Consider the following 15,465-nt stretch of genomic DNA (forward strand, 5'->3'; position numbering starts at 1 on the left):
GATTCTGATAGTTTTTGCAGAACCATAGTTGTTTTTCCTGCACCTCGATATCCTTTAATGATGATGAGCTTTTGAGACCAATCGATTTGATTGTACAGGTAACGTTTTGATTTGGCGTTTAGCTGGGTTAGTTTCTTTTTTGATTTTTCGATTAACAGGTTCATGGTTTGTTTTTATTATAAAGCAAAAATATAAAATGTTTTTTACAGAAAGCGTTTTTGTGATTGATGTGTAGGGTTGAGTCCCGTTCCTTCGTCACGAGGATCTAAGTTCATCTAAGTCTTGACTTGCGTCAAGGACTAAGATTCACTAAGAGTCGAGGTCGAGAGAAGTTCTAATGGTGGTTTTGGGATTATGAATGATGGATTATGAGTGATGAATGTTGAGTGAGCTGTTTAGTTGGTTTAATAGGGTTGAGGTCAAGCCGGAGGTGCTGACCGAAGCGTCAGTAGCTGAAAGTGCTGACCGATAGCGTCAGTAGCTGAAAGTGCTGACCGTAGCGTCAGTAGGTCTAAGTTCATCTAAGCTTTGGCTGGGGCCAAAGGCTAAGATTCACTAAGATTTGGAAGTTTGTTATTAAAACGAAATGTTCTGCTGCTAAGTGGGGTCAAATTTATTGAGTTGGAAAGTTAATCATAAAACACGCGATACAATCGCGCGGTAGCGATGAGAGTGAAGGTTCTAATGGTGGTTTTGGTTTGTTTGATGCTTGAGGTATTTAAGGTTGTAACGCAGCGAGCGCGGTGCTTTTTGGATGTCAGCTCTGCTGAAAAACGCGGAGGTCGCAGCGGGTTCGCTGTCGCTCACTGTTGGATAAGGGTTTGGAGTTGGGTGGTTTGGAAGTTTGTAACGCAGCGAGCGCAACGAGTAAGTGAATGTTTGCACTGCTGAAAAACGCAGCGCATGCAACGAATTCGCTGGCGCTATATGGTTAAAATGGTGAGTTTTTAGTGTGTGTACAATGTTTGGGCGAGGATATAGAATACTCCGGCTCCGGCAAGGTAGCCAACTAATGCGAGGAAGCTGATTTTGCGGAGGTACCACACGAAATCAATTTTCAGGATTCCCATTACGGCTACACCAGCTGCACTGCCAATGATGAGGCAGCTTCCGCCTGTACCGGCACAGTAAGCGAGGAATTCCCAAAATACGTGATCAACAGGGTATGATATACCGGCAACCTCAGGGCCAATTTCGTACATCCCCATAGCAGCAGCTACGAGTGGAACGTTATCCACAATTGATGAAAGCAATCCGATTATTACGTTGATAATATACAGGTTTCCAACACTCGATTCCAGGATTCCGGCCAGATCAATAAGGTGACCGGCACTTTGTAAACTGGCTACAGCAACCAGAATACCGAGGAAGAAAAGGACACTTGGTGTGTCAATTTTTCTCAAAGTATTCACTACAGATAGCTGTGTTTTATCCTTGTGCGATTTATTCTTGTGAAGGATTTCTGTCACGAGCCATAATATCCCCAAACCAAGCAAAACGCCCATAAACGGAGGCATATGTGTTACTGTTTTGAAAATTGGAACCTGGAGCAGGCAGGCAACACCCAGGATGAAAACAAGATTTCGCTCACTTTTAGTGGTCAGATCCTTATCAATACCGTTGCTATCATCAGGCCTTGTGATATTTCCTTTCATTGTAAAGGAAAGAATTCCGAGTGGTACGAGAAGTGTGACAAGAGAAGGCAAGATAAGCGTTGCGATGATATTTCCGGCTGTGATTTGACCACCAATCCAAAGCATAATGGTTGTTACGTCACCAATTGGAGACCATGCACCACCGGCATTGGCAGCAATAATGATGACACCGGCAAAAAGCCAAAGATCTTTTTTATCGGCAATTAATTTTTTGAGTAGGGCAGCCATCACAATTGCTGTAGTGAGGTTGTCAAGGGCTGCGGAAAAAAAGAAAGTAAGGATACTCAAAATCCAAATGAGCTTTACCTTCTTTGTTGTTTTAATTCTGTCAGTGATCACGCTGAAACCACCGTGGACATCAATAACTTCAACGATTGTCATGGCACCTATGAGGAAGAAGAGGATTTCAGAAATCTCGATTAGGTGGTGCTCTAATTCATGAATGATGAAATGGTTGGTGAGGCTTTTGACATTTTCATCAGCTCCTATAGAAGCGTCTGAGAGTCCGAGGGCGTAATTTTTGAGTCCTTTTACGTAATCTCCCGAATTTGCTATAAACTCAGGGATGGACCAGGAGTAATCAACATTGAGTACATCGCTGGCTCCAAAAACAAATATTGTCCAGGTAAGAACCCCGGTTAGAAGCGCAGATGCTGCTTTATCAACTTTAATGTTATGTTCAAGGGCGATTCCAAGGTACCCAAAAACAAAAATGACAACCATTAATAAATACATGGCAAAGAAAATTGAGTGTTAACAAGTGTGCTCCTTACCGGGGGCAAATTTTATTTTGGCGCTAAACTAACTTTTTAAGCGCAATTTCAAATGCTGTTTTTGCGATATTTTTTGTGTCGCTACTATCTGCATGAGCAGCTTTAATCGCTTTTTCAATCGTTACGGAAGTATCGCTGAAAATAGCCTCGTCAGTCATCGCAACATCATCTTGCATTAAATAGCCAAATACACGTGCCATTCCGCAGTTTGATATGAAGTCTGGAATTACGCTAATTTGGTTATCTGTGTAATCTGCGATCGGACCAAAAAATATTTCAGAATCAGCAAAGGGGACATTTGCTCCAGAAGAGATAACTTCCATTCCGTTTTCGATCATTTGATCGATTTGATTGCGAGTTATGAGTCTGGATGCTGCGCAAGGGATGAAAATATCAGCCGGTACAGACCAAATCTTTTCGTTTACCTCGTCAAAGCTCATCATGTTATCGGCAACGAGTTTGTTACCGTCCTTTTTGAGGAAGAGGTCTTTAATTTCTTCAAAAGAAAAACCGTCTTCGTTTATGAGTCCGCCTACACGGTCAATGATACCAACGATTTTAGCACCTTCTTTAGCGAGGTAGTATGCTCCGGCAGCTCCAACATTACCCCATCCCTGAACGATTACTTTTTTGTCTTTGAGATCAGTACTGTGGTAAGTACTGTAGTAATGACGAACAGATTCTGCAACTCCGTATCCGGTGATCATATCAGCTACAACAAATTTGCGATCAACATCAGGACTGAATCTTGGATCTTCAATTACTTTGATAACACCGTTACGTAACTGGCTTATTTTTTTGATTTTCTGTGCTTCATTAGGCTGATAGTGTCCCATGAAAACACCTTCTTGAGGATGCCATATTCCCTCATCCTCGGTCATTGGAATTACTTCGTGAATTTCGTCAACATTGAGATCTCCTCCGGTACCGTAGTAGTTTTTGAGTAATGGACGAACAGCTTTGTACCATCTTCTCAAAACGCCTTCTTTACGGGGGTCGTTTGGATCAAAATTGATACCTGATTTGGCACCACCAATTGGCGGACCAGAAACGGTAAATTTCACTTCCATTGTTTTGGCAAGTGATTCAACTTCTCTTTTATCGAGCCCTTTTCTCATGCGTGTGCCGCCACCTGCAGCTCCACCGCGAAGTGAGTTAATCACAACCCAGCCTTTTGCATCTGTTTCAGGATCTGACCATTCAAATACGATTTCGGGATCTTTGTTTTCGAACTTGTCGAGTAGTTCCTTCATTTCAAGAAATTTATAATGATGTTAATCTTTCAAATTCGCTGGCAAATGTAATAATTAGGGTTTATTGTTTGAGTTTAATGGTTTAAAGTTTAATGTTTGGGTTGAGGTCGAGAGTGAGGAAGTTATGAATGATGAGTTATGAATGATGAGTTAGGAGGTTGAGGTCAAGGCTGAGGTGTAAGGTTAAGGTTGAGGGAAGTTCTAATAGTGTTTTTAGTATTTTAAGGGCTTGGTTGTTGGGAGGTTTGGGTGTTTGTATCGCAGCGAGCGCAAAGGTTTTTTTATGTTAGCTCTGCTGAAAAACGCGGAGGTCGCAGCGTGTTCGCTGTCGCTCACGTTTGGGAGGTTGGGGAGTTTGGTGTTGGGTGGTTTGGGGGGTGGAGGTCGAGGCCGAGGTCAAGGTCGAGAGGGTTTTAATGAAATTTATGGAATTTTTTGGGTCAGGTTTTTATGAATACTTTGGTTATTAACCCTAAATATGAGTTTACCGCGATCTATACTCGACCTTAACCTTGACCTTAGTCCTTTTTTGAAATTCTACTTTTTAGTTCCCGAGGCCTCAAAACTTGACCTGCATCTTAATGAAGTTTATTTTCTTAATGGTTTACATAAATACTAGTAAGATTAGCGTTTAAGCAAACAGCTCAAAGCTAGCTCTTATGCTTCATCGTAAACAACTCCTGTAATGTGGTCTTTTTGAGCTCCGGTTGCTGATGCAAAGACATTTATCTCATTTTTTACTCGTAAGTAACCCATTAAGCCAAAAACAATTGCTTCTTTGAAATCGATGAGTTCTTTATCCGGGATTACAAGTTTCCAATCGGTTTGTTCTTTGATTAATTCGATGAGGTATTTGTTGTAAGTCCCGCCACCAGTGAGTAAAACTTCTCCGTTCTTTTTAATGGAGTTGAGTGTTTCAGCAATTTTTTGAGCTGCATGGTGTGTGAATGTAGAGATGAGTTTTTCCTCCTGGGTCATGAAAGGCATTAAAAGCGGTTCAATTGCTCTCATAATCAGCTCTGTACTCCACGAAGGATTGGATTTGTCGCTGTAAATCTCGAGTGAATTTAATCTTTCGGTCAGATCCGATATTGGCTCATTGTTTCTAGCGATATCTCCGTTTTCATCATAATCTTGTCCCAATTCTCTGGCAAAACGGTTGATGAGATAATTGCAGGGTGAAATATCGAAAGCTCTTCTTTTTTTACCGTCATTGAACGAAATATTCGAAATTCCGCCCATGTTTAAGCAAGCATCGTATTGATTGTAGAGCAGTTCGTCTCCAATGGGCACGAGCGGAGCTCCTTCTCCTCCAAGAAGTACGTCTTGAGTACGAAAGTCGGCCACGGTTCTGACCGAAGCCTCCTGAGCTATGGCTTGTCCATGACCTAATTGAAAAGTAAACCCTTTTCGTGGTTCATGAAAAACTGTGTGTCCGTGTGATGCGATTAAATCCACCGCTAGTTTTTCCTCCCTGATGAGCTTTTTCACCGTTTCTCCCAAAAACTTACCGTACTCTAAATGTGCGTGTTGTAAGCGGTCACCCTTAGCGTCATAGAGACTTTTTAGCCAACTTTGCTGCTGTTTAGAATAAGGGATGAATTTTGTAAAAAGTACTTCGTGATCAGATCCATTGAATCGGCTTAAAGCCAAGTCCAGTCCATCGAGAGATGTTCCTGACATCACTCCCAAAACATTAAGTTCAGTTTTATTGTTTTTCATCATAACGGTGTTAAGTTAGCGAAATTAAGGCAGATAAACTATATTCGCGAACCCATAAAATGACGAAATTTTAAGAAAATGGATTTTCAATTAACAGAAGAACAACAGGCAGTGAAAGCAGCTGCGCGTGATTTTGCGCAAAATGTACTGAAACCGGGCGCTATCGAGCGTGATGAAAAACAGGAATTTGCGAAAGAGGAAATCAAGCAGCTGGCAGAATTGGGTTTCATGGGAATGATGACAGACCCAAAGTACGGAGGAAGTGGAATGGATACTGTTTCCTATGTGTTGGCAATGGAGGAGATCAGTAAAATTGATTCTTCTGTATCGGTATGTATGTCAGTAAACAATTCATTGGTTTGCTGGGGACTTGAGAAGTTTGGAACTGAGGAGCAAAAGCAAAAATATTTAGTTCCGCTCGCTAAAGGTGAGAAAATTGGAGCTTTTTGCCTTTCAGAACCGGAAGCAGGATCTGACGCAACATCACAGCGTACAACCGCTATAGATGAAGGTGATCACTACGTACTAAATGGTACAAAAAACTGGATTACAAATGGTGGAAGTGCGAGCATTTACCTCGTAATCGCTCAAACTGATGTTGAAAAGGGACATAAAGGAATCAATGCATTTATCGTTGAGCGCGATATGGATGGTTTCGTTGTTGGAGCAAAGGAGAATAAAATGGGAATTCGCAGTAGCGATACTCACACTTTGATCTTCAATGATGTAAAGGTTCCAAAAGAAAACAGAATAGGTGAAGATGGATTCGGATTCAAATTTGCGATGAAAACACTTGAAGGTGGTAGAATAGGTATTGCAGCTCAAGCACTTGGTATTGCAGCCGGAGCTCTTGAACTGGCAACAGCTTATTCTAAAGAACGCAAAGCATTTGGAAAAGAAATTCACAAACACCAGGCTATTTCATTCAAGCTTGCTGATATGGCAACTGAAATTGAGGCTTCACGTTTATTATGCCTCAAAGCTGCTTCATTGAAAGATGAAGGTAAGCCAATTGGTCACGCTAGTGCTATGGCGAAACTGTACGCTTCAAAAACAGCGATGGATGCGACTACTGAAGCTGTTCAGATTCACGGTGGTTATGGCTTCGTTAAAGAGTATCATGTTGAGCGCCTCATGCGTGATGCCAAGATTACTCAGATCTATGAAGGAACTTCTGAAATTCAGAAAGTTGTTATTAGTCGAGGGTTGTTGGCTGAATAAAATAGAGTTTTATAGATTTTGTAAAGCCCTTCAGTGAAAGCTGAGGGTTTTTTTTTGGTTTAGGAGTTAGGTTGAGTCCCGTTCCTCGCGTCACGAGGGTCTAAGTTCATCTAAGCTTTGGCTGGGGCCAAAGGCTAAGATTCACTAAGAGTTAAGGCCGAGGTCGAGGTGAAGTGCGTTCAAATTTTACTTTGGGGTTGTTGGGTGCTCAAATTGTTAATTGGTTTGAAGTTGGAAAGTTGGGGTTAGAAGTTAGATAGATAGGAAGTTATGAATGATGAGTGATGGATTATGAGTGATGAGTGAGAATCAGAGGATATGAGATATGTTCTTTCGCTTTGCTCTAGAACGAAATAGGGAAATATTTTTTCGCTTTGCTCAAAACGAGACTTTAAAATCTTTTTTCTTGATTAAAAAGATAGAAAAAATCAAGTCTCATCAGATGCGATTTTTCTCCGCGTTCGCTGCGAAAACCGTAGTCGGATTGTGTGCTTCGCGCTTTGTTTCTTGCTCAATTAGCTGTGTTGGTTTGGTAATTAGCAATTGTTGGTGTTAGCTGTCTAATTGCCGAGGTTAGGAATGGATTCCGCTTCGAAACGCGACTACGCACATCCGCTACGTATCGCTGACTGATGAGACGGGAGCTACGTATTGTCGTTTTGGTTGACTGGAAAGTTTGGGATTCGCTTGAGGGTTGATGTCGAGGTTGAGAGTGGGAGTGAGGGGAGAGGAGATGTGTCCTTTCGCAAGTTCAAGAACGAAATAAGGAAATATGTTTTTAGCGTGGCTCAAAACGAGAAGGGAGATCAAGTTTGAGGTCAAGGCTGAGGAGAGGGATCTGTTTTTTATGAAGACAAATCAACGCTGTGTTAAGGGATTACATCAGTGAATTCTTCCATTTTTAGTCCGCGGGAGCCTTTTAACAGGATTAATGCATTCTTCAGTTTTTGATTTTGGGCAAACTCAATAGCCTTTTCTTTTTTGTCGAAAAACGAAAATGGGAACTCGTCTTTGAATTCGTAAAAAGCTTTTCCTACAAGCACAACATTTTTAAAATTCAGTTTTTCTAATAGAGATAATGTATTCCTGTGTTCTGTTTTACTAATTGAACCCAGTTCTAACATATCTCCCAGGAAAACCCATTTTTCATGGTCAGATCCCATTTCGCTGAAACTCTTAAGTGCTTTTTCAACGCTCGTTGGATTGGCATTGTAAGCATCAAGGAAAATCTGGTTTCCGTCTTTTGTTTCTATAAATTGAGAACGATTGTTTGATGGTGTATAAGTGGTAATAGCTTCATGTATTTTTTCATCAAGAACATCAAAGAACTTTCCAATTATGTAAGCACAGTTGATGTTGTCGATATTGTAAGCCCCAATTAAATTAGTCTGGTAGGTATTGTCATTTTCAGAACGATAGACGATAAAAGGGTTTTGCTTTTCAATCGACAGCGAGTTTTTTGAACTAAAGTCGATAGTATTGGGTATTCCACTAATTAATTGATTGCTATACTCGTTTACTCCATTGTAAAAACAAGTTCTCCCTCTTTCAGAAAGGTAGTCAAAAAGCTCTTTTTTAGATTTCACATTGCCTTCCATGCTACCAAAACCTTCAATGTGATCTTTCCCGATGTTTGTAATGATACCGCAGTTAGGATCTGATATTTCACACAACTCCTGTATATCACGCGGTTGATTATCCCCCATTTCCAGTATTAGGTATTCTGTATCGTGCGGAGTTTGAAGAATAGTCAAGGGTAACCCAATATGATTGTTGAAGTTTCCGGGAGTAGCGTAGGTTTTAAATTTCTTGCGGAGTACAGCTTGTAAAAGTTCCTTTGTAGTTGTTTTACCATTAGAGCCTGTCAGCCCAATTACTTTTGATCCCAGGAAATTGCGATGGAATTTTGCTAGTTTCTGTAGAGTTTGGAGTACATCATCGACAAGAATGATTTGGCTCTGACCGTTATTCGCATTTTCAATTGCTCTTTTTTCATCGACTACAGCATAAGAGCAACCTTTTTTCAGCGCATCAGAAGCGAATTTGTTTCCATTGAAGTTTTCTCCTTTTAGAGCAAAGAAGATTGACTTCTGTTCGATTTTCCGAGTATCAGTACATACTCCATTAGAAGCCAGGAAAAGTTTATGTAATTCTTTTATTTCCATTTTTCATCCATAAAAAAACCCCTGAACGATAATGTACAGGGGTTAAAATTTATTGAAAACATTGTTTAGTATGCACCACCCAGACCTTCTGGACTACCCATGCGATCCATTGCACATCTAAAGCCAATGTATGCTGTTGAATATTCTTCATCGAGGAATCTTCTGGTTCCGGGATGCATCCAATAAGCGCGGTCTCTCCATGAGCCACCTTTGTAAACTCTTGAGCGGTCACTGATTAACGATCCTGTTTCAGCACCAAATTCATACATACCGTAAGTCTCCTCGTCACTATGACCCTGACCTTTTTGGTCTTTGAAGTTTTGCCATGCATCATCTTCATTCAATTGAGACTGGTAGTCACCATCTTCGTAGTTGATATTATCTGCACGTCTGTAATTTCTTCTATCTACGGCATCTTCAGATTCAACTTCAACCTTTTGCATGCGGCCTAAACTATCTTTTTGAGCGATAATTCCATCTTCATCACGTTTCATTTTCTTGTATACGTTACCGCGGAATGGACGGAATTCATTTACATCATCGTGAGATAGGGGTCGATACACATCCATTACCCACTCTGAAACATTACCAGCCATATTGTACAGTCCGTAATCATTTGGCCAGTAAGCATAAATAGGAGCAGTGATATCTGCATTATCATTGAGACTTCCAGCTACACCCATGTTATCTCCTCTACCTCTCATGAAGTTAGCGAGCATTTCACCCATATACTCAGGCTGAGGGTTACGAACAGCGTGACCATTCCATGGCCATTGACGTTCTTCTACAATGTTTTCCCCAAGTGTATTGCCGATTAATCCATAAGCAGCAAATTCCCACTCAGCTTCAGTAGGCAAACGATAATCAGGAAGTAGAATACCATCTTCCATTTTTACACGTCTGTAACCTGGGCTGTTTGGTCCTTCCCATGGAATACCATCTTTACGTTTACTACCTTCATACTGACCATTTAGGTAAGCATCAGTGTTGAAGTTATCGTCAGCGATCTGATTAGGATTGTGATTGTAAAGACCTTCCCGAATTAATATTTGTTCGTTAACACGATCTGTTCTCCAAAGACAAAATTCACTTGCCTGTTTCCAGCTGACACCAACAACAGGGTAGTCTCTGTAAGCCGGATGTCTCAAGTAGTAATCAACATAAGGCTCATTGTAAGCTAGCTTACGTCTCCAAACTAAAGTATCTGGTAGAGCAGCATCGTAAACTGCGGGGTAATCCATACCGTAAACACGTTTTACCCAGTAAAGATATTCTAACCAGTGTAAGTTGGATATTTCAGTTTCATCCATATAGAAAGAAGAAACAGTTACTCTTCTTGGAACATTGTCCCAGTTACCCATTACGTCATCAGTAACGCGGCCCATTGTAAAAGTACCTCCTTCAATAAGTACGAGGTTAGGACCAGTTTCCTGTTCTACATAAGGGAGCTTTTGAAAATCACCGTTTTTAGGGTCATTGTAGTTCCAACCCGTGATCGATGACTTTTCATAGCTACAGGAAACAGCTAAAAGAGCTGTAATGATAAAGATTCCTAATGCGTTCTTCATGCTGTTGAGTTTATGATTCAACGAAAGCGTAAAAATAATATTATTTGTTCAATTTAAAATTCAGGACATTTCAGCGGTCTGAATTTTCTTTTTTCAGGAGGGCAATTGAATTGAATTGCCATTGATATTTCGTGTGATCCGCCCGGCTCGTTTGTGAGTCTTGAAGTAGTGAGGTCATAGCTGTAACCAAACTTAAACTTTTCAACCTGCACACCAACAAGAGCGATAAAAGCATCTTTATTTCTGTACCACAATCCTGCCACGAGAGGACCTTTTTTACCGTAAAGACCAAACATCAATTGCTGTGCGCTACCTTGTTGTTGATAGAGAATGTTTGGCGAAATAGTAGCAGGATTATCATAGCCTTCTTCTAAAGGAATATTACCACCTGCGTGAACTGTAAATTTACGGTAAAGTTTAGCATTGTCGTTTTCAAAGAAAGATTCACTGGGCTCTGTCAGGTGATGTACTGATACACCAGCAAAAACGTATTTTGAATATCCGAGAAAACCTGCACTGAAGTCAGCACCATTTACCTGGTTAGTACCCGGAGTTTCATTCGTTTGATAGATAAATCCGTATCGAGGATCGATCATATCACCAAATTTGAGATCATCCCAGTTGATAGACTTCTGGAAGTACGTTGCCTGAAATCCGGCTTTTATGCTGAAATTTTCACTCACAGGTAATGTATAAGAATACATTGCCGATGCATTGATAGTTTGAAGCGTACCGTTACCTGCCTGATCGGCAACTACGAGACCGCCTAAACCACCAGAAATCGCATCTATGTGCTGATCATAGGAAGCACTGTAAGTGACAAATTGACCCTGTATTGCGGGCCATTGATTTCTGTAATTCAAGTGTACGCGCGGACACTCTTTAGATCCGGCAAACGCAGGATTCAAATAAAGAGGGTTTGCGTAAAATTGAGTAAACTGAGGATCCTGGGCGTTCCCGCTCAAAGCGATTAATAGTCCCGAGACCAATAGCGTACCAGTTAGCTTATTTCCAAGGCTTTTGAACATGTTTATTCGATCATCAATCGCAATTATACGAATTAATTTATTAAAACTCCATTATTATTTGGGCTGATTACAGTCTGTTGAAACAATTTGCAATATTATAATAAAAGGAAATTGTTAACGTTGTGGTGTAAAATTCAATAACAATTGTGGAAATTACACAAACTATAACGAATGAAGTTTTCTTTTAATACAAACAATTTATTCTTACTCATCATCTTTCTGCTTTTAATCGGGTTAAACCTTCATTCTCAAAGCAGTTTAGATTTTAAACGGTCTAAAGGTAAGCACGTTCGTAATATTCACAAAATTAATTGGACAGGAGTTCAAACTTTTCGTGATTTCAACGGTGATGAAAAGTCTTATATATCCTTTGATGGCGCTGTTTACGATCAAAATCAAAACCTATTACCGGTTTATTCCTATTCTGAAAAAGCTCAACAAAATGTAAAAGATGTAAATGCTATATTATCTGAACAATCATGGGAGCCGCTTTCCCAGGAAGAACAAGCAGTAATTGAACAAAACGAATTAAAAATACCCTCTTCACTCGAGCTCAATTCTTATATCTCAGTGTCAAGGAAAATAAATTTCGCAAAACTCGCATTTGTACCATTGAGGAGAAACCCCACTTCAAACAGGCTTGAGAAACTGACATCCTTTAAACTTGAGTTTGATTTTCAAAAAGGGCAAACAACCAGGAAGAGCGCTTCCAGATCATATAAGGTAAGCTCTGTACTTCGTTCAGGAAACTGGTATAAAATAGGTATAACAGAGAACGGAGTCCACAAAGTTAGCTACAACATGATGGCTAACATGGGAATTGACGTTGTTGGTCTCCCAACAAATTCTATCAGGTTATTTGGTAACGGAGGTGGGATGCTACCTATGCTGAACAGCGAACCACGATTAGATGACCTCACGGAAAACAACATTCAAATTGTCGATGTAAATAATAATGGCCAATTCGATCAGGCAGATTATTTCATGTTTTATGGTCAGAGCCAAAATCAGTGGACCTATAACAATGGTACTTACCGTCATGAAACCAATATTTACGCAGATACCACCTATTATTTCATCACAACTGATTACCAAATTGGCCAACCCAAAAGGGTTAGCAATCAGAGCCAAATTTCAGGATCAGCTGATGTTGTAGTAAACCAATTCGATGATCATCAACTCCACGAAATCAATCAGCGCAATCTAATAAAATCAGGTAGGCGATGGTTTGGTGAGCAATTCAGTGTCAAGCGCAACTACACCATCCCCTTTACGATGCCCAATATCATCACTTCAGAACCGGTTACAATAAGAGCAGCGGTAGCCAGCAGAGCGATTGGACGCAGCAGTTCATTCACCTTTAGCTACAACAGCAACCCGGTTTTAGGAATTTCATTTTCTAATGGAGTAGTAGCCGGTTACGCCAATCAATTTGCCCGATACGGAGACAATGAAAACACCTTCACAGCATCTTCACCAAACCTTGCCATTAATGTAAGGTATAATAATGCCAATTCAGTCGATAATGGCTGGCTCGATTACATTGAGCTAATAGGAAAACGCAGGCTCGAGTTAGGCTCTGACCAACTCGTTTTTAGAAATAGTGAGAGTGATACCAGTAATATTGTTGAGTATCAGTTAAGTGGAGAGCTCAACGGTGTTGAGATATGGGATGTCACAAATCCAATTGAGCCTGAAAAGCCATCAATCAGTAATGGTCAGAACCAAATTAGCTTTAAGTCTGCCAGCAACAAGCTCGAAGAATTTGTAGCCTTCAATCAAAACAACCTTTTGACACCTTCATATTCAGGGAAAGTCAAAAACCAAAATTTACACGGTTTGTCTGCTGCCGACTATTTGATTGTAAGTCACCCTAAATTCCTCAGTGAGGCTGAGCGATTAGCTGATTTCCACCGTGATTACAGCAATTTATCTGTTCATGTGGTTACCACCAATCAAATTTACAATGAGTATTCTTCAGGAGCTCAGGATCTTACCGCAATTAGAGATTTTGTGAAAATGTTTTATGACAGAGCCGGACTCAATGAAGAGGAAATGCCACAATATCTTTTACTCTTTGGTGATGCCAGCTATGATTATAAGTCACGAATTTCAGGGAACACAAACTTTGTGCCTGCCTATCAGAGTTTAAACTCGATGAGGCCAACCGCTTCATTTATAAGTGATGACTACTTTGGATTTCTCGATGATGGAGAAAGTGATGAGCTCGTTAGTTCATTAGATATTGGTATAGGTAGGTTGCCGGTTAGCAGTAACGCACAAGCAAGAGGAGTAGTCAACAAGATAATTCGTTATCACAACACCCCCACCACTTTTGATAGCTGGAGAAACTCAGTTACTTTCATAGGTGATGATGAAGATCGCAATATCCACATGCGTCAGGCAAATAATTTAGCTAGAAAGATCGATACTAATTATCCGGATTACAACGTCAATAAAATATTGTTTGATGCCTACAAACAAGTAGCAACAGCTGGTGGCCAAAGCTACCCCGATGTCAACGAAGAAATCAATAACGCGATGAAAAGAGGAACACTTTTTATGTGTTATGTTGGGCACGGTGGGGAAACCGGCTGGGCTCATGAACGAGTGTTAAATGTCAATGATGTCAATAACTGGACTAATAGAGATTACATGCCGTTATTCCTCACAGCAACCTGTGAGTTCAGTAGGTACGATGATCCAGAAAGAACCAGTGCAGGAGAATTTGTATTGCTCAATCCAGATGGAGGAGGCATTGGCCTAATGACCACAACAAGGCTCGTTTACTCCTCTCCAAATTATGAATTATCTCAAACATTTACCGATTACGCCTTTGAGGCTGTTGACGGTGAAGTGCCTACTCTTGGAGAACTCCTTATGCTTTCAAAAGATGTGAGTTTTATCAATAACAGCAACGGAGTCAATTACAGGAATTTCGCTTTGCTGGGAGATCCAGCTATACGGTTAGCCTACCCACAGTACAATGTAATGACCACAAATGCACCCGATACAATCAAGGCACTTGAAAAAGTAACTGTTGATGGCATGATTGCAGATGAGTACGGAGCAAAAGTTGAAGATTTTAACGGAACCGTGCAGGTTACCGTTTATGATCAACCACAAGAAGTTTCCACACTCGATAACGATGATGAAGGAGTCTTCAAATACAACTCACAAGAGAGTATTATATTTAAAGGTAAATCTACCGTGAAAAATGGTGAGTTTTCATTCACATTTGTGGTACCTAAAGATATCATCTTTGATTTTGGCAAGTCAAAAATAAGCTACTATGCAGATGATGGCACTATTGACGCTAACGGAGCCTATGAAAAAATGGTTATTGGCGGTAGATCTGAAAATGCCGGATCTGACCAAAAAGGACCAGAGGTGAATTTATGGATGAACGATGAAAGTTTTGTCGTTGGCGGAATGACTGATCAAAACCCAAATTTATTCGCTAAAGTTTTTGATGAAAATGGAATCAACACAGTGGGAAATGGTATTGGCCACGATATTACCGCAATACTGGATGAAAACACTGCCAATGCAATTGTACTCAATGATTATTACGAGTCTGATCTCGATTCTTACCAAAGCGGAACAATAACATATCCTTTTGATAAGCTGGAAGAAGGAAAGCACACGTTGAGCCTTAAGGTTTGGGATGTTTACAACAATTCAGGAAAGGCATTTACTGAGTTTATTGTAGCTGATAACAGCGAACTAGCAATTGATCACATTTTGAATTACCCAAATCCATTTACCACAAACACAGCTTTTTACTTTGATCACAATGCACCCGGACAGGAATTGGATGTTCGCATACAGGTTTTTACAGTGAGTGGGAAACTCGTTAAAACCTTAGATGCTATATTTGCGTCTAACAGCTACCGTGCCGGACCCATATACTGGGATGGTCGCGATGAGTTTGGCGATGAAATCGGGAAGGGAGTTTATATTTACAAAGTAAAAGTTACCGCTCCCACCGGAAAAACTGTGAACAAATTCGAGAAATTAGTACTTTTAAATTAGAATAAAATAAGAACTCAACCTTATCATTATATTTGCCATTTCAAT

General features: G+C 40.4%; 8 protein-coding genes. 2 read left to right on the forward strand and 6 right to left on the reverse strand.

Annotated elements, in window-relative coordinates; genetic code table 11:
- Positions 1-947: 947 nt before the first annotated feature.
- The 3 genes from nhaD to RI557_RS05260 all read right to left on the reverse strand — a co-directional run bounded on the left by nhaD (position 948) and on the right by RI557_RS05260 (position 5,406).
- The gene (gene nhaD / locus RI557_RS05250; RefSeq protein ID WP_310682594.1) at positions 948-2,390 is read right to left on the reverse strand and encodes a sodium:proton antiporter NhaD; all 1,443 of its coding nucleotides are present in this window, start codon (positions 2,388-2,390) and stop codon (positions 948-950) included.
- 61 nt (positions 2,391-2,451) lie between these two features.
- Positions 2,452-3,681, reverse strand: a complete 1,230-nt coding sequence (locus RI557_RS05255; RefSeq protein WP_310682596.1) for a Glu/Leu/Phe/Val dehydrogenase dimerization domain-containing protein — start codon at positions 3,679-3,681, stop codon at positions 2,452-2,454.
- 657 nt (positions 3,682-4,338) lie between these two features.
- Positions 4,339-5,406 (reverse strand): anhydro-N-acetylmuramic acid kinase, encoded by a 1,068-nt coding sequence (locus tag RI557_RS05260; protein WP_310682597.1) that lies wholly within the window; start codon positions 5,404-5,406, stop codon positions 4,339-4,341.
- Between the two features lie 75 nt (positions 5,407-5,481).
- Here RI557_RS05260 and RI557_RS05265 point away from each other — a divergent pair, with 75 nt between their 5' ends.
- Positions 5,482-6,624, forward strand: a complete 1,143-nt coding sequence (locus tag RI557_RS05265) for an acyl-CoA dehydrogenase (RefSeq protein WP_310667636.1) — start codon at positions 5,482-5,484, stop codon at positions 6,622-6,624.
- Positions 6,625-7,493: 869 nt separating this feature from the next.
- On the opposite strand, the gene murF is transcribed toward RI557_RS05265, so the two are convergent.
- The 3 genes from murF to RI557_RS05280 all read right to left on the reverse strand — a co-directional run bounded on the left by murF (position 7,494) and on the right by RI557_RS05280 (position 11,385).
- Positions 7,494-8,789 carry a UDP-N-acetylmuramoyl-tripeptide--D-alanyl-D-alanine ligase gene (murF, locus tag RI557_RS05270; RefSeq protein WP_310682599.1) on the reverse strand — a complete coding sequence of 432 codons (1,296 nt, stop codon included), beginning with the start codon at positions 8,787-8,789 and terminating at the stop codon, positions 7,494-7,496.
- 65 nt (positions 8,790-8,854) lie between these two features.
- The gene (gene gldJ, locus RI557_RS05275) at positions 8,855-10,357 is read right to left on the reverse strand and encodes a gliding motility lipoprotein GldJ (RefSeq protein ID WP_310667634.1); all 1,503 of its coding nucleotides are present in this window, start codon (positions 10,355-10,357) and stop codon (positions 8,855-8,857) included.
- 53 nt (positions 10,358-10,410) lie between these two features.
- Positions 10,411-11,385, reverse strand: coding sequence for a type IX secretion system membrane protein PorP/SprF (locus RI557_RS05280; protein ID WP_310667633.1), 975 nt, complete (start codon positions 11,383-11,385; stop codon positions 10,411-10,413).
- A gap of 171 nt (positions 11,386-11,556) precedes the next feature.
- Between RI557_RS05280 and porU the strand changes: the two genes are divergently transcribed.
- Positions 11,557-15,420, forward strand: coding sequence for a type IX secretion system sortase PorU (porU, locus tag RI557_RS05285; protein ID WP_310682601.1), 3,864 nt, complete (start codon positions 11,557-11,559; stop codon positions 15,418-15,420).
- Positions 15,421-15,465: the final 45 nt, after the last annotated feature.

It is taken from the genome of Salibacter sp. (assembly GCF_031581065.1).
In the GTDB taxonomy this organism is placed as follows: domain Bacteria; phylum Bacteroidota; class Bacteroidia; order Flavobacteriales_G; family Salibacteraceae; genus Salibacter.